The organism is Carnobacterium alterfunditum DSM 5972, from assembly GCF_000744115.1.
Lineage (GTDB): Bacteria > Bacillota > Bacilli > Lactobacillales > Carnobacteriaceae > Carnobacterium_B > Carnobacterium_B alterfunditum.
This window is the reverse complement of sequence record NZ_JQLG01000004.1, coordinates 99,554-117,233: the sequence shown is the minus strand read 5'-3', so window position 1 is coordinate 117,233 and position 17,680 is coordinate 99,554. Positions and strand designations below refer to the sequence as shown.

At 38.8% G+C, this 17,680-nt stretch carries 17 protein-coding genes; 12 read left to right on the top strand and 5 right to left on the bottom strand.

Annotated features, from left to right (window positions below):
• Nucleotides 1-364: 364 nt before the first annotated feature.
• Both BR50_RS01165 and BR50_RS01160 read left to right on the top strand, forming a co-directional pair.
• Nucleotides 365-1,132: a tyrosine-protein phosphatase gene (locus BR50_RS01165; RefSeq protein ID WP_034545341.1), complete on the top strand. Its 768-nt coding sequence runs from the start codon at nt 365-367 to the stop codon at nt 1,130-1,132.
• Between the two features lie 669 nt (nt 1,133-1,801).
• A complete protein-coding gene (locus tag BR50_RS01160; protein ID WP_034545339.1) occupies nt 1,802-2,599 on the top strand; it encodes an SGNH/GDSL hydrolase family protein in 798 nt (265 codons plus the stop codon).
• Between the two features lie 794 nt (nt 2,600-3,393).
• Here BR50_RS01160 and BR50_RS01155 read toward each other — a convergent pair.
• The 3 genes from BR50_RS01155 to BR50_RS01145 all read right to left on the bottom strand — a co-directional run bounded on the left by BR50_RS01155 (nt 3,394) and on the right by BR50_RS01145 (nt 6,849).
• Nucleotides 3,394-4,308 (bottom strand): nuclease-related domain-containing protein, encoded by a 915-nt coding sequence (locus tag BR50_RS01155; protein WP_034545336.1) that lies wholly within the window; start codon nt 4,306-4,308, stop codon nt 3,394-3,396.
• A gap of 772 nt (nt 4,309-5,080) precedes the next feature.
• Complete coding sequence (locus BR50_RS01150) at nt 5,081-5,947, bottom strand: Cof-type HAD-IIB family hydrolase (RefSeq protein ID WP_211249818.1); 867 nt, start codon at nt 5,945-5,947, stop codon at nt 5,081-5,083.
• Nucleotides 5,948-5,970: 23 nt separating this feature from the next.
• Nucleotides 5,971-6,849 carry a MurR/RpiR family transcriptional regulator gene (locus tag BR50_RS01145; RefSeq protein WP_034545331.1) on the bottom strand — a complete coding sequence of 293 codons (879 nt, stop codon included), beginning with the start codon at nt 6,847-6,849 and terminating at the stop codon, nt 5,971-5,973.
• 136 nt (nt 6,850-6,985) lie between these two features.
• Between BR50_RS01145 and gnd the strand changes: the two genes are divergently transcribed.
• The 10 genes from gnd to BR50_RS01095 all read left to right on the top strand — a co-directional run bounded on the left by gnd (nt 6,986) and on the right by BR50_RS01095 (nt 14,941).
• Nucleotides 6,986-7,891: a phosphogluconate dehydrogenase (NAD(+)-dependent, decarboxylating) gene (gene gnd / locus BR50_RS01140; protein WP_034545328.1), complete on the top strand. Its 906-nt coding sequence runs from the start codon at nt 6,986-6,988 to the stop codon at nt 7,889-7,891.
• A 2-nt stretch (nt 7,892-7,893) separates the two neighbouring features.
• Nucleotides 7,894-8,895: a D-isomer specific 2-hydroxyacid dehydrogenase family protein gene (locus BR50_RS01135; RefSeq protein ID WP_034545325.1), complete on the top strand. Its 1,002-nt coding sequence runs from the start codon at nt 7,894-7,896 to the stop codon at nt 8,893-8,895.
• Between the two features lie 15 nt (nt 8,896-8,910).
• Complete coding sequence (locus BR50_RS01130; RefSeq protein ID WP_034545322.1) at nt 8,911-10,011, top strand: iron-containing alcohol dehydrogenase family protein; 1,101 nt, start codon at nt 8,911-8,913, stop codon at nt 10,009-10,011.
• Nucleotides 10,012-10,025: 14 nt separating this feature from the next.
• Nucleotides 10,026-10,856: a PTS mannose/fructose/sorbose/N-acetylgalactosamine transporter subunit IIC gene (locus BR50_RS01125; protein WP_034545319.1), complete on the top strand. Its 831-nt coding sequence runs from the start codon at nt 10,026-10,028 to the stop codon at nt 10,854-10,856.
• A gap of 30 nt (nt 10,857-10,886) precedes the next feature.
• Complete coding sequence (locus BR50_RS01120; RefSeq protein ID WP_034545316.1) at nt 10,887-11,765, top strand: PTS system mannose/fructose/sorbose family transporter subunit IID; 879 nt, start codon at nt 10,887-10,889, stop codon at nt 11,763-11,765.
• A gap of 44 nt (nt 11,766-11,809) precedes the next feature.
• The gene (locus BR50_RS01115; RefSeq protein ID WP_034545313.1) at nt 11,810-12,313 is read left to right on the top strand and encodes a PTS sugar transporter subunit IIB; all 504 of its coding nucleotides are present in this window, start codon (nt 11,810-11,812) and stop codon (nt 12,311-12,313) included.
• A gap of 19 nt (nt 12,314-12,332) precedes the next feature.
• A complete protein-coding gene (locus tag BR50_RS01110) occupies nt 12,333-13,235 on the top strand; it encodes a hypothetical protein (RefSeq protein WP_034545310.1) in 903 nt (300 codons plus the stop codon).
• Entirely contained in the window at nt 13,232-13,684 is a 453-nt protein-coding gene (locus tag BR50_RS01105) for a PTS sugar transporter subunit IIA (protein ID WP_034545307.1), read from the top strand. The genes BR50_RS01110 and BR50_RS01105 overlap by 4 nt, the downstream gene beginning before the upstream one ends.
• A gap of 202 nt (nt 13,685-13,886) precedes the next feature.
• Nucleotides 13,887-14,573, top strand: coding sequence for a bifunctional 4-hydroxy-2-oxoglutarate aldolase/2-dehydro-3-deoxy-phosphogluconate aldolase (locus BR50_RS01100; protein ID WP_051905698.1), 687 nt, complete (start codon nt 13,887-13,889; stop codon nt 14,571-14,573).
• 77 nt (nt 14,574-14,650) lie between these two features.
• Nucleotides 14,651-14,941: a hypothetical protein gene (locus BR50_RS01095; RefSeq protein WP_034545304.1), complete on the top strand. Its 291-nt coding sequence runs from the start codon at nt 14,651-14,653 to the stop codon at nt 14,939-14,941.
• A 346-nt stretch (nt 14,942-15,287) separates the two neighbouring features.
• Here BR50_RS01095 and BR50_RS01090 read toward each other — a convergent pair whose 3' ends face one another.
• Together BR50_RS01090 and BR50_RS01085 are read right to left on the bottom strand one after the other, a co-directional pair.
• A complete protein-coding gene (locus BR50_RS01090; protein ID WP_034545302.1) occupies nt 15,288-16,460 on the bottom strand; it encodes an NAD(P)-dependent malic enzyme in 1,173 nt (390 codons plus the stop codon).
• A 12-nt stretch (nt 16,461-16,472) separates the two neighbouring features.
• Nucleotides 16,473-17,579 carry an Ldh family oxidoreductase gene (locus tag BR50_RS01085; RefSeq protein WP_034545299.1) on the bottom strand — a complete coding sequence of 369 codons (1,107 nt, stop codon included), beginning with the start codon at nt 17,577-17,579 and terminating at the stop codon, nt 16,473-16,475.
• Nucleotides 17,580-17,680: the final 101 nt, after the last annotated feature.

The window sequence follows — 17,680 nt, the reverse complement described above, 5'->3', positions numbered from 1 at the left end:
TATAAAGATGAGGTTTTTTTTGAGTGTTAATAATAAATTTCTTCTGGAATGTACGGGTTTGTTTATAAACCGGCTACACTTGTTCATGAAGTGTGCTTGCACAGATGAGTGGGATTCAAAAAAAGGTGCACTTGTTCATGAAGTATGTTTGCACGGATAAGTGTGATTTAAAAGGATATGCACTTGTTCATGAAGTGTGTTTTCACGGATGAGTAAGACAAAAAAACCATTCACCTGTGCATTTAAAAGAATGTAGTGCCAGAAAAAGGCCAAGTGCTTTTAAGTTTGAACATCTAGCTTTTTTTTAAACTTTGTTTTATAATGAACTATAATTTAAGTGGGCAAAACTGAAGGAGAAAATCACATGATTGATTTACATTGTCATATTTTACCTGGAATCGATGACGGGGCAAAAGATTTAGAAGATTCTATGGACATGGCGCGTAAAGCTGTGGCTGAAGGAATCACCCATATTTTAGCCTCTCCCCATTATAAAAACGGACATTGGGATAACGAAAAACAAGATATTTTAAGCTTAGTCGAAGAAGTGCAAGAGGAATTAGATGCTAGAGATATTCCCTTAACAATTTTTCCTGGACAAGAAGTTCGCATCAATGGAGAATTTTTTGAGGATGTTGAAGAAAATAAAATTCAATTTATTGATGAAGGAAATCAGTATGTTTTGATTGAGTTTCCGACACCGATGATTCCTCAATATGCTGAAAAGTTATTTTTTGAGATGCAAAGAGAAGGTATCACACCGATCATCGTTCATCCAGAACGCAATCATGCAGTATTGAAAGATCCGGACCTATTGATGTCTTTTGTTGAAAAAGGAGTTTTGGTGCAACTAACTGCCGCCAGTTATACTGGAGGGTTCGGTAAAGAAATCCAAAAAGTCAGTAAGCAATTAATCGAATCCAACTTAGTACATTTTATTGCTTCGGATGCACACAATATTGGTTCACGTTCTTTTCATATGAAAGAAGCTTATCAAAAATTGGAAAAAGAATTTGGTCCAGAAAAAGTTGCAGAATACCATCAAGTCACTAAAGACTTGGTAAATGGTGAACCTATTTTTACTAAGACACCTCAAAAAGTGAAAAAGGCTAAATTCTTAGGGTTGTTTTAACAGTTTACAAACCTGTTACACTTGGGCATTAGTGACTACAGTACTTCCTTTCAGTTTTTTTACATGGATACAAGCACCTTTTATCCTTCTAAAAATTTCGTGTAATCGATTTAACTACTCTGCCAAAACTAAAAAGTTATAAAGACAAACATTTTAGCAATTCAAAAGAGCGTTCATTACAATTGATGTAATGAGCGTTTTTTTTCTATCCCGATAAATACAATAGCTGCTTTTAATGTCTTTAAACATCAAAATACGACCCATGTGACAAAATAGAAGTGGATAAAACCGACCTTACAAATAGGAGGAGAACAGGATATGCAATTTAAAGAGTATATGCAGAAAGTTAAGAGTCAATTGGAACAGATGACCGTAGAAGAAGTGACGGCATGGATCTATCAAACTGCTCGAGTACAACTAAAATAAATTTGTAATAGATAAAAAAAAGAGATACTGTGACTAAGGAAATAAAAAGCTTGCAAATACTTATAGACGTTGAGTTAAAGAATGAGGTTGATAAAATTTTTCTTGAAACAGCAGTTTGAACCACGCATTAAACCAGGATGATTTTTTTTAAAATCAGCCGTCAAAATAGTCGGAAAGTTGCCTTATTTTAGGATAGTAAATCATGGTATACTGCATTAACTAATAGTTGGAGGAGTCGTTTAAATGAAACGAGCTAATTTGAAAATTGGGATAGTCATAGTGTTGGTAGCGGTTTTTATTTTCTTCTTCAAGTTTACTAAAGAAAATAGAACCTTGGCTCAGATGAATGAAACCTATAAATTATCGGATACTTTTAAACATGAAAGTTTAGTGGAGCGTTCAAAATTTGTAACGGAACGCGATGGTGAAGTAACTATCGTTGTTCTAGGCAGCAGTGTAACCTATGGAAAAGGTGCGACTGAAGCACAATCCGTGTGGGGTAATTTACTGGAAACGGATCTTGACAAGATGGCTGGGATAAACGCTAAAGTAATCAATCATGGTTACAGCGGCTATAGTACAGCAAATCTGATTTCAAGGCATAAAATTAGGTCAGTCATTAAAGACGATCCGGATATTATTATTTTTGAATTGTGTTTGATCAACAATAACCGCTATCCGCAAAGGGATATTGACCAAACAAAAGCAGACATCCACTGGATCATGGACACGTTCAAAACGGAGCTGCCAGATACATTGGTTGTTTTGCAAACTGCAAATCCTACTATTTATAATGATGTATATTTAACGGGCAGTCGAGTTACCTATGACCAATACAATAATGAAATTGCTGAATATGTTAAAGAGCAGCAGTGGCCGTTTATTGATATTTATCAATTAATGCAAACTAGAATGGAAGAACGTCATTTATTGATTGGAGATGTTCTGTCTGACGAAGTCCATCCAAATGGAGAAGGCTATAAGTTGTGGTTCGAATTATTGAAAGAGCGGTTGGATGTACCAGTGAAAGAACTTCATTAATAAACTAAGAAAGCCTCAAGAATCTTCATTCTTGAGGCTCTCTTTCTTTTCTTAGCGTATTTTATTTGGGAAAGAGTAACTAGCTTCAGTTCGAGTAACTCATTAGTCACTTTCCGATTGAGTAGAGGCAACTAGCCTCAGTTCGAGTAATTCATTAGGCGTTTTTCATTTGAGTAGTGGTAACTAGCCTCAGTTCGAGTAACTCATTGGTCGCTTTTCATTTGAGTTGCGGTAACTAGCCGTGGTTCGAGTAACTCACTAGTCGTTTTTCATTTGAGTAGCAGTAACTAGCCTCAGTTCGTGCAACTCATTAGTCACTTTTCATTTGAGTAGCAGCAACTAGCTTCAGTTCGAGTAACTCATTGGTCGCTTTTCATTTGAGTTGCAGCAACTAGCCTCAGTTCGAGCAACTCATTGGTCGCTTTTCATTTGAGTAGTGGTAACTAGCCTCAGTTCGTGCAACTCATTAGTCACTTTTCATTTGAGTAGCAGTAACTAGCTTCAGTTCGAGTAGCTCAAAGGCTCTTTTCATTTGAGTTGCGGCAACTAGCTTCAGTTCGAGTAACTCACTAGTCGTTTTTTATTTGAGTTGCAGCAACTAGCTTCAGTTCGAGTAACTCATTAGTCACTTTTCATTTGAGTTGCAGCAACTAGCCGCAGTTCGGGTAACTCAAAGCTGAATCGCAATTGAATCGACCGAATCTAAGCGATGATAATAAAAAAAGTTAATAGAAAGGAATTGATCGGGTGATACTCGTCACCAGACGAGTATCTATAACTTAAAAAGATTTTTTTTATTCATAATAGGAACCATACGTGGCTCCGCAAGTTTTGTGATTTTTTAATAATATCTTCCTGATTCTTTCCATTGAAATAGTGGAACCTAACCAGTCAAACATAGCAGCGGTAGTTACTTTAGAATCAGGAAACAGTAGTTTGAAATCCTTTATTTGACGCGAAACCGTATCTTCGATAGTTGCTTTAGATCCGCAAGCTTTGCAAGAACAAGTCCGTTGAGTATTTGATAAATCGGGAGAGTCACATTCGATACACCATAGACCCTTTTTGAGTAGATCGTAAGTGTAACTCGGTAACTTCCGTTGAAAAGCCGCTTCTTCCTGATTTTCTGCTATCATTTTATCCGCAAAATGGTGATGCCTTTTCGATAGTGGTAAGACATTCCGATTCATTCGGGAAAAGTGTTCCTTGATTTGTGTAGGAAAAATGATTGGACTGCCAGCTGGCGCATTGTACAGCGTGAAAGCAGGATTCACAAAAATGAGTGTAGGATCAAACGTCAGATTGACATTCCATTTGCTCAAAAGTTGCCGCATCTTGATAGAAGTATCATCCAATTGATTTAATGGGTTACCGATTTCTTTGCCGGAAGATGTCAAGAGATGATGCGCTTTGAATTGAAAATTCCCTTCATAATTTTTTACCTCAAACAATAAAACTTTTTCTCCGGTCAGAATCAATGAATCGACTTGAAACGTACTTCCTTTTTCTGTGAACATCAAGTCATTCAGGATCAATGCGTCCACGTCTAAAAATTCTTCCAACAGCGAATCAAATAAGACCTCTCCTTTAAATCCTTTTTGCATATTCAATAAATGAAGAGCTTCTTCATCAGGCAGTACCATTCGTTTATCCAAAGCTTCTATAGCACACAAGTAACTCGATTTATTTCGATTTTTGACTACTATCATAATCTTCGCCTCCTCTTTATTAGAGTACGCAAACAGGAAGAAGTATCTATAAATTTTAATAATCATATCTATGGATGTGGAATTGATTTATTAAGGTATTTCATCATGCTAGATGTTTTTTCATTTCATAATGAAATTTAACGCATTTTCTTCGGTAATAGTCCTATTTATAATGCCAATGGCTAGATGAGTGATACTTATAAAAAAAGAATAACCTGATAACTACCTATTTAGTAATGGCAGTTATCAGGTTATTTATTTATAACGATTTTATAGTATTGATGACACCAAATTTCTGTCGGAATAGGGGTTGCTTGTAGCCGTGTCGAAGATTCAATGCGAATTACAGAGCGTTAGAGCCTAGCGATTACGCTCTGTTTGAGGCTTGAAAGCCTATAACACCAAAGGCTTCAGGCGCTCTCATGGCTTTCCACAAGCAAACCCATCCATTCCAGAAGAAATTTTATTTTTAAATATCCACACCATTTGACGTAGAACCAAAAATTATACAACTTTTTATTCTTATGTTAGATAAATTGATGACACCAAATTTCTGGAGGAATAGGGGTTGCTTGTAGCCGTGTCAAAGATTCAATGCGAATTACAGAGCGTTAGAGCCTTAGCGATTATGCTCTGTTTGAGGCTTGAAAGCCTGTAAGACGAGAGGCTTCAGGCGCTCTCATGGCTCTCCACAAGCAAACCCGTCCATTCCAGAAGGAATTTTATTTTATTGCACTAATACTAAGAAATAAGTGTATCACTTTTTATCTTCTCATTCGAAGAGTCCTTGATCTTCTAAACGAACCAACATATGATAGACCCCTTCATGGTTATGACTATCGGTGGTGTAATTAGCTTGTTGCTTTGCGGAGGCAAGTGCATTCCCCATAGCAACCGAATATTTTTTATTTTTGAACATCGAGATGTCGTTTTCACTATCGCCAAACACGACCATTTCATCATGCTGGATGTTTTGTTTTGCCATAATGCGATCCAAAGCATTTCCTTTGGTGATAGCTTTATTCGTGATCTCCATCTTACGTTCGTCTGAGAAAACGTATTCATATTGCTCGTAGATCGGATGATTTTTTAATGTGTCACGAACAAAGGACATATAAGCAGGCTCTTGGACGACGGATATCTTATTGCAAGAAGTTGGCGTATTTGCCAAACTGCGAATCATATGTTGATTAGGGTAACCGTCACGAGTGTCGCATAACCAGCCATACATCCCGCCCATCCAAGGGTAATCATCTGGCAGACGCATTTCCCCGCGGATATTTTGTTTAATGGTGTAAATCTCATCGGGTAAATAAGTAAAGATCGTATCATCTTGACTGTATTGCAATTCCACTGTAAAGAGCGAGAAGAACTGATTGAGTTCAGTAATGAAAGATCCTTCTAATAGCCCGATCCGGTCGCGTTTAGCGGTTTCGACGTGATAGATAGACGTACCGTTGACATCGATCATCAAGCCAGCATTTTTATCCATCTGCAATTTTAAAGCATCAGGCAACAAGCGGATATAGCTACGCCCGCTGGCCAGAATCAATTGGACGCCTTTAGTTTGCAGCTCCATCAATTTACTGAACGTTTTAGGGGCTATAGTATGATCAGAAGTAAGCAGCGTCCCGTCCATATCGCATACGATTGCTTTAATGGTCATCGCAATGGCCTTCTTTTTTTGGTAATAACTAGTGCTTTGCGGATCTTCTCTAGTGACTCTTTATTTTTGGCTTCATCATGATACATCAAGGCCACATAAAGAATATCAATGATCGTCATATAAAGAATTCGTGAGGTGAGTGTCTCTGATTGGAAAACGGATTCTTCTGAATCGACAATAAACGCGACAGTCGAAAGTTTCACTAAATCCGTGTAGTGGTTACCGGTCAAGACAATAATTTTGACATGATTGGCGCACAAAATTTTCGCCACTTCAATCGTTTCGATCGTCTCTCCAGAGTGGGAAAATAAAAAGACACAATCATTTGGGCCAAGCTTTGTAGCGTAGCTCAGTTGCATATGGTAATCAGAAATGTAATTGCAGTAGACCCCTGTGCGCAAAAATTTGTGGTAGCTGTCTAATGCGATCACGGAGGAAGCCCCTTGGCCAAAAAAGTGTAGGGTTTTTGAATCATACATTAAATCTAATGCTTGATTGATTTTCTTTTCATCAAGTGATTCACCTAAGTTATCAAGTGCGAGTTTATTTGAATAAACCAACTTTTGGGCGATCGTGTACGAAGAATCTTCTTTACTGATGTCAGAAAAGACCGCTAACTCGTTTTTTCGTTCTTCCATCGTTCGAAAATTGGAAGCCACCGAAATTTTGAAATTAGGGAAGCCGTCAAAACCGATTTTTTTAACAAATTTGAAAATAGTAGCTTCAGAAAGTCCGGTGTCATCTGCTAAATTAGAAAGCGTTTTATTGACTACTTCATTGCCGAGTTTAATGAAATGGTCGGCGATGATGTTCTCAGTATCGTTAAAACCTTTCATATAAGGTCGTAGTAATTTTTCTAAATAATTATAGGACATATAAGTTCAACTCCTCTTTAATAATAGTATACTACATTTTTTGAGTAAAAAATATTTTTTATGAAAGCCCTTTACAAATAAAAAATATTTGTTATAATTGGGTTATGAAAGAGAAGAGCAAAGAGGAGGAGAAGACTTGAAAGTAGGTATTATAGGTTTAGGAAAAATGGGTTTGAATTTAGCTTTGAATTTACAAGAAAGTAATATCGCTGTTGTGGGTTACGATGTTTCGATCCCAGCACGCCAAAAAGCTTCTGAAAGTCATTTAGCAATTGCCAACTCACAAGAAGAATTTTTAGAAAGCTTAGAAGAAAAAAAAATCATCTTTTTAAGTACACCTGCAGGAGAAATTACCAATGCATTAGTGGAAACACTTAGCAATCAATTGCACCCAGGTGACATTTTGATAGACGGAGGAAATTCGTATTTCAAGAATAGTGTGAAAAATTATGAACTAGCTAAAGAAAAAGGAATCGGTTTTCTAGATTGCGGTACATCAGGTGGAATGGAAGGGGCTCAAACTGGAGCTTGTCTGATGGTTGGCGGAGATGCTGACGTTTTCGAAGAAACAGAAGCAGTTTTTGCTGCACTAGCTTGTGATCAAGGTTATCTTTATACAGGAGAATCCGGTAGCGGACATTACTTGAAAATGGTTCACAATGGCATCGAATACGGCATGATGCAAGCTGTTGGTGAAGGATTCGATATCTTAAATGCTGGTAGATACGATTACGATTTCGAAAAAGTAGCTTCCGTTTGGAATCATGGATCGGTTATCCGCTCATGGCTGATGGAACTGACCGAAGAAAGTTTCAAGAGTGATCCTAAATTGGACGATATCAAAGGTGTCGTAGATGTCAGTGGCGAAGGAAAATGGACAGTCGTTGAGGCGCTCGATTTAAATATCCCTGTTCCGGTTATTGCAAGTTCATTATTCGCTCGTAACGTATCGAAAATCGATGATAGCTTTTCGGCAAAAGTTGTAGCAACTATGCGCAATCAATTCGGCGGTCATAAGGTTACGAGAAATGGGGAACGCTAAAAATGAGTGGACACAACAAAATCGCAATCGTCAATTCAAGTAGTTTTGGAAAAATTTTTCCAGACCATTTAAAACGTTTGCAACAAATAGGAGAGGTGCAAAAATTTACTTTTGATAGTGCTATCGATGGAAAAACGTTAGCCGAAGAATTAAAAGGATTCAATATGATCATTGCCAGCGTGACACCTTTTTTCACACAAACGTTCTTTGATCATAAAGATGAATTAAAATTGATCACAAGACATGGCATCGGTTTTAACAATGTCGATCTAGTGGCAGCTAAGCAACACAACACGATCGTATCGATCGTACCGGCTTTGATCGAACGGGATGCAGTTGCCGAAAACAATGTGACCAATTTATTGAATGTCATGAGAAAAACCAGCTTAGCTTATCAGAGCGTCGTGCAAGACAAATGGGAAGAACGAGCTCAATTTGTCGGTCATGCTCTTGGTGGGAAAACAGTAGGTGTTATCGGAATCGGAAATATTGGCAGCCGCGTTGCTGAGATCCTTCATTATGGTTTCCGTTGCGAAGTGCTGGCATACGATCCCAATAAAGAAAAAGTGGAAATTGAAGCATTTGGTGCAAGAAAAGTAGCACTAGATGAGCTTTTAGAAAGAGCAGATGTGATCTGTATATGTGCAAGTCTAACAGACGATAACTACCATATGCTCTCTACGGAAGAGTTTACTAAAATGAAAGATAATGTCTACTTATCTAATACGGCTAGAGGAGCATTGATCGAAGAAGACGCGTTGATCCATGCATTAGAAATAGGTAAAGTTGCTGGATTTGCGACCGATGTACTGGAAGTTGAACCCGGTCGTGCAGATCATTCTTACCTTGATTTTGACAGCGTTATCATCACTCCGCATACTTCGGCTTACACGATGGAATGTCTTGAAGAAATGGGAAATAAATGTGCTGCCGATTGTGAGCGGATCACACAAGGTCTTCTTCCAAATAGAGCCGTACAGAGCAGTAGTTCTTACTTGAATTAGGAAGGAGATTTGTGAATGCTTACCGATTTAAATGTGAAGGGAGGGCCGCAGTTTTACTGTTATAGTGAGGGATCGATAGACCTGATTCCAGAACTACTTCAAGAATATGATGCTAGTCGTATATTGATCGTGCATGGCAGCATATCTTGGGAAAAAGCAAAACCTTACCTAACTAAGGTGATGCAGCTAGACAAAAAAATGATCTATGAACAATATAATGGAGAATGCAGTTATAACGAGTGTCACCGTATTACAGAAATTATTGAAAAAAATAAAATCGATTTTGTTATCGGAGTCGGCGGAGGTAAATTATCCGATTTAGTTTTATATGCTAGTCATTTAACTAATACGCAATTCGGCCTCGTTCCAACAATGGCTAGCAATTGTGCACCATGGACACCGCTCTCGGTCATGTATCATGACAATGGTTTAGCAGAAGGGAAATCCGAGCATGTCAAGCGACAAGCCGCTTTCCTGATCACCGATCCAGCACTAGTGATCGATTCACCGGTCAATTACTTTATTGCTGGAATTGCTGATACGCTAGCAAAATGGTATGAGTCAGACTTGATTTTAGAGCAAGAAGCGTTTAACGACGAACCTTTTCCACAGATGGCACGTTTTGCTGCTCGTATGTGCAAAGAAAAAGTGCTGGCAGAAGCTGAAAAAGCGATCATGGATATGGAAGCAAAAACGATCTCAGCTGAATTTATTCATATTTCAGAGATCATTTTTGCCATCGCTGGTTTGGTTGGCGGCTTGGGCGATAAATATGCGCGAAATACGGCGGCCCATGCGATCCATGATGCGATCTCGGCTTATCTACCAGAGGTGCATGAATACTTACACGGTGAAAAGGTAGCATATGGTATCTTTTATCAACTAGCATTAGAAAAAAAATGGTCTACGATCAATGAATTGATCCCATTTTATGAATCGCTGCAGTTACCCAAATCGTTAACAGAGATGGGTGTGTATCCGATGTCTGAAAGTACGTTAAAAAACATAGTCCAATTGATCGACAGCAAACAAAAAGTTCATCTGTTGCCGTTGCAAATAAATGAAGAACGATTAACAACAACACTGATCGATTTAGAAAATTTTATCAATAAATAAGGAGGTAATAAGAAATGGAAACATTATCAATATGGCAAAGTCTCGTTATCGCACTTTGGGTAGCTGCAATCATGTCAAGGTCATTTTTAGGTGGGGCTACGTTAACACTACGTTTTTCTCCATTAATGACCGGTTTAATAGTTGGTATCGTAATGGGAGATGTTGCAGGTGCAATGATCATCACTGCAGCGATCCAATTGATTTATATGGGGGTATTTTCTCCAGGGGGTACAATGCCTTCTGAACCATCGATTGCTGCAGCCGTTGCTGTGTCAGTAGCTTTGTTGGGAGATCTTTCGCCTGAGGCTGCAATCGCGGTCGCCGTTCCAGTCGGTTTGTTAGGATCTTATCTCTACCAATTCCGTTTCTTTATCAATACATTTATTGGAAGATATACAGATAGAGCGGTCGAAAAATTGGACCACGGTGCCATTGCTCGTTCAATCGTTTTTTATCCAGTCATTGCTTCTTTCATCTTATTCGTACCATTAGTTTTCGGTGCTTTGTATTGGGGAGCCCCAGTCATTGCGGATGTTATCGCAACTTTGGAAGGGACCGTATTCTTACACATCCTTGAAGTTGTTGGTGGCGGATTAGCAGCTATCGGGATCGCTACTACCATTTATGTTATTGGACGTCGCGATTATATGGTATTTTTCTTACTAGCTTACTTTATCAGTGTAGTCTTCAAGGATATAGGCATTACAATGGTAACTTATGCAATTGTAGGGACATTGATTGCAGCAATATTCGTACTTAGTCGCAACAATACTGCAAATGCATCTTCGGCAAACGGCACAAATAATGTTGACGGACCCGATGATGATGACGACGATGATTTCTAAAAAAAACGATGAGCGAAAGGAGCACTAAAAATGACGACTGACACACAACAAGCAACGCTTACTGAGAGCACTAAAGAAATGGAACTAGGAGAACTGACAAACAAGGATGTTTCGATAGCTTACTTAAGATGGCACTTTGCAAATGAGATCCCTCATTCATTTGAGCGTTACCTTGCACCATCTTTACTATACGGTATGATGCCTGTTTTGCGAAAACTATACAAAGACGATGATGCTTTACGTGCAGCATATAAAAGACAATTATTGTTCTTCAATACCCAATTAACATGGGGTGGCGGGATCTTAACCGGTTTAATGTCTTCAATGGAACAAGAACGTGCCAAACAAGAACAAAACAACGAAGAAATTGTTATGACAGATGACTTAATGTACAATACTAAGGCCGGTCTAATGGGTGCCTTATCTGGTATTGGTGACTCGATCGACTCAGGAACGATCCAATATATTTTTATTGCTATCGCTATTCCTTGGGCTCAAAATGGATCAGCTGCTGGAGCGTTATTCCCATTCATCGCTTTTGCCACTTATCAAGTGTTGATCGGTTTATTCTTTGCTCGTCAAGGGTTCGTCATGGGTAAAAGTGCTACAGGACTAATGGAAAGTGCAGGAGTTCAAAATGCGATCGAATTGTTGTCTATTTTAGGGTTGTTCATGATGGGGATCCTAGCCGGAAACTATGTAACGGTCTCCTCTTCCTTGGAATTCATGATCTCTGGAAGGCCGTTTATCATTCAAGAAACGCTTGACACTATCTTGCCAGGTATACTACCACTTGCAACCGTTATGGGTATTTATTGGTACTATGTCAAGAAGGGATTAAAAGTTACGAGAGCACTGTTATGGTTAACATTGATCTTGATCGTATTAGCAGCAGTAGGAATTTTATAATCAATTAAGAAGCGAAACAAGCATAAGAAAGGAAGTTGAAATCAATGGGAGTAGTAAATTTAGCGCGTATAGATGAGCGTTTGATCCATGGACAAGTCATGCTGACACTTTCTGGGCGTGACGGAGTAAATTCATTATTCGTTGTGGATGATATTGTAGCAAAAGATAAATTTATGAAAAGTTTGTATAAAAGTGCTGGAGGACGTACAGGTAAGAAAACGGTCGTTATGACTCTAGAAAAATGCAAATACTATTGGGATGAATTCGAGTTCAAAGAATACAGCTGTATCTTGATCGCCAAAACAGTTGATGTTATTTATGAATTGGTGAAACATGGTGTTCCAATGAAAGAAATAAATATCGGCGGCATCGCTCAAAAAGGGGAAGAGGATATTTTTGTTACAAAATCCGTTTACCTAAATAGAGAAGATGCGTTAAAATTAAAAGAGCTTGATGAAAAGTACCATGTGGAAGATATCTATTTCCAAGCAACACCATCTGCTCCAAGAACTAATTTGAAAGAAGTTTTGGCAAAATTTAATCTATAATGAGTTAGGATGATAATTGATGGAACAAGATGAACAATTAGAAGATTGGTATGTTCGCTATCATTCCATTTTTGGGAAGCGTTATACGCGAAAACGAAAAGATCGTTTTTTAGAAAGTTTGACAGCTGACATTCGTCAATTCAGGTCAGATGTTGAGCTAGAGACCTTTAAATTGAATGAGAAAGATCTTGTAGAATATAATAATCTTTATGTTGGAGACATAAAAAAAGCAGATACAATTATTTGCACTTATTATGATACTCCAGCAGCTCATCTTGGTCCGTATCAATTTTTTGATGTAGCAGATCGAAAGAAAAATACGATGAGATTCATTTTTCTTTCGGCTATCTTATACATCATCGTAGGGTTAGTGTTCACATGGCAAGTGGCTATGCCGGTATTCCAAACCAATGCTTTGATAAGCCCGGTTTCGCTACTGTGCATTCTATTCTATGTTCTCTATTTCTTCTTTTTAAAGAGCGTAGCTAGAGGCTGGCCGAATAAGCACAATTTGATTCGAAATACATCTTCTGTTCTAGTGCAGCTTTATAGCACGAAACAATTTAGAAATAAAAAACTAGCATTTGCTTTTCTAGATGCCGGTTGTACGAATAATGCCGGTTTAGAAAAAGTCATGGGCCAAAGCAATGCTACTGTCTATATGTTAGATAGTATTGGTTCAAGAAAAAAATTATACCAAGTGATGAGTAATCGTAAATTAGCCATTTCTAGCAACTCAATAGAGACAGTTGTTTCGTCTGAGATTGCAAATAATCGCTTAGTGTACGTCATCAGCGCCACCAAAGAAAAAGATCGTTTTACATTGAGTAAAGACGATTTGAAGCAGAATCAACTGAGTGATACGAATATGAATGAAGTATTACTTTATTTGAAACAGCTAGTCGGGAGGAATAATAAATGATTGGGATCATCGTTGCTACACATGGAGAGATGAGTAATGGTATTGTCAGCGCGGCCGATTTGATCATTGGCAGCACCGAAAATATTAAAACGCTAAACCTGTTTCAAGAAGATAATGTCCAAGATTTAAATGGAAAATTTTTAAAAGCAATCAAAGCAGTTGATCAAAATGATGGTGTCATTATTTTCGTGGATCTAGCGGGCGCTAGTCTGTATAACCAAGCTGTTTTGGCTGTGAATTCACTTACAGCGGAACAACAAAAGAAAGTCCACGTGATCGCAGGTGTCAATTTACCAATGTTTATTGATGCGATCAATCAACAAATGATTGGTTCTTCCATCCAAGACGCAGTCGCTTCTGTAATCAACGAAGCTCAGCGAGGGATCGTGACATGGTCAGCTGAATATTCTGATCAAGATGATCAAGATGACGAAGAGGAAGAATTCTAAAATAAGATCGTCGAACATAGCTTCTATACCATTCGTATAGAAGCTATGTTTTTATTTTTAGAAGTAATCAACTTAGAGGAAGATACACTAGTTAAATCTAAAGAGCTCCTAATATGAAAAAAAAGTCGATTTAAATAATTTTGTTGAAGATAAAATGAATACGGTTACTTCATGTTGATACTATTTTAAGGAGATCGAAAAAATGAAAAAAATGAGGATTTTACAACGAATAGAAAAAGCAGGAGTTATAGCTGTTCTAAGAGGTGAAACAAAAGAAGAAGTGTTGAAAACGAGTCATGCTGTCATTAAGGGTGGGATCATGAGTATAGAAATAACCTTTACTGTCCCAGAAGCTAATGAAATTATAAAAGAACTATCTGATTACTACAAAGAGGATACTGGCATTCTCATAGGTGCTGGAACAGTGCTAGACGCAACAACGGCACGCTTAGCCATTATAGCTGGTGCGCAATATATTGTTAGCCCAAGTTTTAATCATAAAACAGCAGAGATGTGCAATCTTTATCAAATTCCCTACTTACCAGGGTGCATGACGATTACTGAGATGGAAACAGCACTTAAAAGTGGCGTCGATATTGTTAAATTATTTCCAGGAAGTGTTTATAGTCCGAGTATCGTCAAGGCATTTAAAGCACCTTTACCTTATTTAAATATCATGCCTACAGGCGGTGTCAGCATAGACAGCATGGCAGAATGGTTTAAAGCAGGAGTCGTTGCTGTTGGTGTGGGTGGACATTTATTCGAATCTGTAAAAATAGGCGATTTTGATAAAGTAACAAGTTTAGCTGCACAGTATATGAATAAATACTATGAAATAAAGAAATCAGCCAGACATCAAAAAAATTCAAGTAAAATTAAATTAATCTAAAAAATGAGTGTTCTATTCGTCGCGTTTCGAAAGGTATGATATGATTTACTTAACGATAAAACTTTGGAGGGAAGATAATGGAAATGACACTTTATCGCACGATCAATATAAAAATCCCTGAAGAGAAAGTAATCACACTGACAAAACCCTTTGAATCAATCAATATTCCGCGAAAAGGGGATTTCATCAAAGATTCTATGTTTGTGGATCCTGTTGAGATCGAAGTAATTTCAGTAGAAAAAAATAAAGCAGCAGGAACGATTGCAATCCATTTAAGACCTTTAGAAATCAACTATGCAACGGATGAGCACAATAAGAACATGGTGAATGCTTACAAAGCCAATGGCTGGACAAGCGATACCTATTAAAAAAGAATAACCTGATAACGGCCAATTTTCTCTGTGGCGGTTATCAGGTTATTTATTTGGATTCAATAGATAGTATTGATGACACGAAATTTCTTCTGGAATAGACGGATTTGCTTGTGGAGCCATGGGAGCGCCTGAAGCCTGAAACGCACAGTCTTAAGGCTTTCAAGCCTCAAACAGGGCGTAATCGCTGAAGCGTCAACGCTCTGTAATTCGCATTGAATCCTTTACACGGCTACAAGCAAATCCTATTCCTCCATAAATTTCATTTAAAATGTACTAATATTATTTTGTTAAGAACCCTTTATGTTTAAATTAGTACCTTTAACTAGTAAAGCATACATCGTTAAATGCGATTAATTTGTGTCTCAATAGCAGCCTCTTTTACAGCTTTAGCAACAGCAGGACAGACTCTTGGGTCCAACGCATCAGGGATCACATAGTCCGCTCTTAATTCATCACTAGTAATCAGCGAAGCAATTGCGTGAGAGGCGGCGACTTTCATGGCTTCGTTGATATCAGAAGCTCGAACGCTGAGAGCGCCTTTGAATATCCCAGGGAAAGCTAAGACATTATTGACTTGATTCGGATAATCGCTGCGCCCAGTCCCTATGACGGCGACACCAGCTGTAGCTGCCAGTTCAGGCATGATCTCTGGTACCGGGTTAGCCATGGCGAAAACGATTGGATCTGACTTCATGTTTTGAATCATAGACGGCTTCAAGATATTCCCTGACGATACACCGATGAAAACATCCGCATCCTTTAATGCCAAAGTCAGATCACCATGTTGCTTCGTCAAGTTGGTCACGGTCATCATGTGTTGCTGTTCACTATTTAAATCAGGTGTATCACTAGCTAAAATACCGGATTTATCCGTTAAGATCAGATTTCGCACACCAAAGTTCAATAAGTGTTTTGCAACAGCGATACCAGCTGACCCAGCTCCATTGACAACGACTTTGATGCTAGCAAAGGATTTATCAACTAGTTTTAAGGCATTGATCAATCCAGCAGCAACGACGACGGCTGTTCCGTGTTGATCATCATGGAAAACCGGAATATCCAGCGAAGCTTTCAGGCGACGTTCAACCTCAAAACATTCAGGCGCTGCAATGTCCTCAAGATTGATCCCACCAAAACTGCCACTGATTTGCTCGATCGTTTGCACAATAACAGCAACATCTCTTGATTGAATGGAAATAGGGAAGGCGTCAACGTCAGCGAAGGCTTTAAACAAAACACATTTGCCCTCCATTACTGGCATAGAAGCCGCTGGACCGATAGCGCCTAGGCCAAGCACAGCCGTCCCATTCGTGATGACCGCTACTAAATTGTTTTTCCGCGTTAATTTATAAGCTTCATCTGGTTTTTTTTCAATAGCTAAACAAGCTTCGGCCACGCCAGGTGTATAGGCGAGTGCCAAATCTTCCCGACTATTGAGCGGAACGCGGCTCATGACTTCAATTTTTCCGTTCCATTCGTAATGCTTTGCAAGTGCTTCTTTTTTATTATCCATAATTGATCTCCCTTACTGTTCAAATGGGAAGCGGTAATCGGTCAATCCAGCATCGTCGCGGATCGCAATCAGTTCTTTTTGAACGGGTTCACTAACCGGAAGACCAGTTTTTTGACGTTTTTGCCAAATTAAGTATTCCTTTTCTCCGGCAGTATAGATTCGTTCAGCGCCGGGAGCTTTTTCAGCAGCCCGCAATTCACGCATGATGTCACCGGTCGTTTTCTTGAAACTTTCTAGACCCATAAAGGCTTCCGTATCAATGGCGATGAAGAAGTGACCTAAATGGAATTTGATTTTTTCGCCGCTTTCGCCGATACCAGATAGCATACTTAAGAAATTCCCTTGCTGTAAAGCAGATGAAAGAACTTCAACGATCGTAGCGTAACCATAACCTTTATAACCAGAAAGATCTTCGCCGATCCCTCCCAGTGGAGCAAGAGCTGCTTCGCCAGATTGAAGAGCTTTTAGAATCGTTGGAGAATCCGTCATGACAGAACCATCATGGGCGATGACTGTTCCAGCCGGAGTATCTTTGCCTTCACGCTCATAGAGTTCAATTTTGCCTCGTTGGATGATGGAAGTGGCACAGTCTAATGAGAATGGGAATGCTTCATCCGTTGGGAAACTGACCGTCAATGGGTTCGTACCCAATTTATTTTGCACACTAAATGTTGGCGCAATGGAAGGGCGGGCGTTTGTTCCAGCCATACCAATACAACCAGCATCTGCCGCCATATCCGTATAATAACCGGCAATGCCAAAATGGGTAGAATTCCGCACGGCTACCATGCCCATACCGTATTTTTTAGCTTTATCAATGGCCATTTGCATCGAACGATGGGCGATCACTTGGCCCATACCGTCATGTCCATCAACTACGGCCGTTGTAGGTGTTTCACGCACGATTTCAAATTCAGTCACCGGATTTTGGATACCATCTTTGATCCGGTCGATATAGATCGGTTTAAAACGATTGACTCCGTGACTCTCGATCCCTTTTTTATCTGACTGTAATAAAACGTCCGCACAGATCTTCGCATCTGCTTCCGGTATTCCATAAGCCATAAAAGCTTTTTCCACAAACTCGGTCAAAAAATCCCATTCTACAAAACTTGTCATCTTAACTTCCTCCTCCTTTTTTGTAAAAACAAACAAAAAATAACGAAATAAGTAAGCGCTTCCTTTTATACTAATTTAGTTTAGCATAAAAGGCTAGGGAA

Bases quoted from the DNA above. Each gene is read 5' to 3' on its own strand.
- BR50_RS01125 (WP_034545319.1), top strand. From the start codon at position 10,026: ATGGAAACATTATCAATATGGCAAAGTCTCGTTATCGCACTTTGGGTA.
- BR50_RS01100 (WP_051905698.1), top strand. From the start codon at position 13,887: ATGAAAAAAATGAGGATTTTACAACGAATAGAAAAAGCAGGAGTTATA.
- BR50_RS01155 (WP_034545336.1), bottom strand. From the start codon at position 4,308: ATGATAGTAGTCAAAAATCGAAATAAATCGAGTTACTTGTGTGCTATA.
- BR50_RS01115 (WP_034545313.1), top strand. From the start codon at position 11,810: ATGGGAGTAGTAAATTTAGCGCGTATAGATGAGCGTTTGATCCATGGA.
- BR50_RS01130 (WP_034545322.1), top strand. From the start codon at position 8,911: ATGCTTACCGATTTAAATGTGAAGGGAGGGCCGCAGTTTTACTGTTAT.
- BR50_RS01095 (WP_034545304.1), top strand. From the start codon at position 14,651: ATGGAAATGACACTTTATCGCACGATCAATATAAAAATCCCTGAAGAG.
- BR50_RS01165 (WP_034545341.1), top strand. From the start codon at position 365: ATGATTGATTTACATTGTCATATTTTACCTGGAATCGATGACGGGGCA.
- BR50_RS01120 (WP_034545316.1), top strand. From the start codon at position 10,887: ATGACGACTGACACACAACAAGCAACGCTTACTGAGAGCACTAAAGAA.
- BR50_RS01150 (WP_211249818.1), bottom strand. From the start codon at position 5,947: ATGGACGGGACGCTGCTTACTTCTGATCATACTATAGCCCCTAAAACG.
- BR50_RS01090 (WP_034545302.1), bottom strand. From the start codon at position 16,460: ATGGATAATAAAAAAGAAGCACTTGCAAAGCATTACGAATGGAACGGA.
- BR50_RS01110 (WP_034545310.1), top strand. From the start codon at position 12,333: ATGGAACAAGATGAACAATTAGAAGATTGGTATGTTCGCTATCATTCC.
- BR50_RS01160 (WP_034545339.1), top strand. From the start codon at position 1,802: ATGAAACGAGCTAATTTGAAAATTGGGATAGTCATAGTGTTGGTAGCG.
- BR50_RS01105 (WP_034545307.1), top strand. From the start codon at position 13,232: ATGATTGGGATCATCGTTGCTACACATGGAGAGATGAGTAATGGTATT.
- BR50_RS01145 (WP_034545331.1), bottom strand. From the start codon at position 6,849: ATGTCCTATAATTATTTAGAAAAATTACTACGACCTTATATGAAAGGT.
- BR50_RS01085 (WP_034545299.1), bottom strand. From the start codon at position 17,579: ATGACAAGTTTTGTAGAATGGGATTTTTTGACCGAGTTTGTGGAAAAA.
- BR50_RS01135 (WP_034545325.1), top strand. From the start codon at position 7,894: ATGAGTGGACACAACAAAATCGCAATCGTCAATTCAAGTAGTTTTGGA.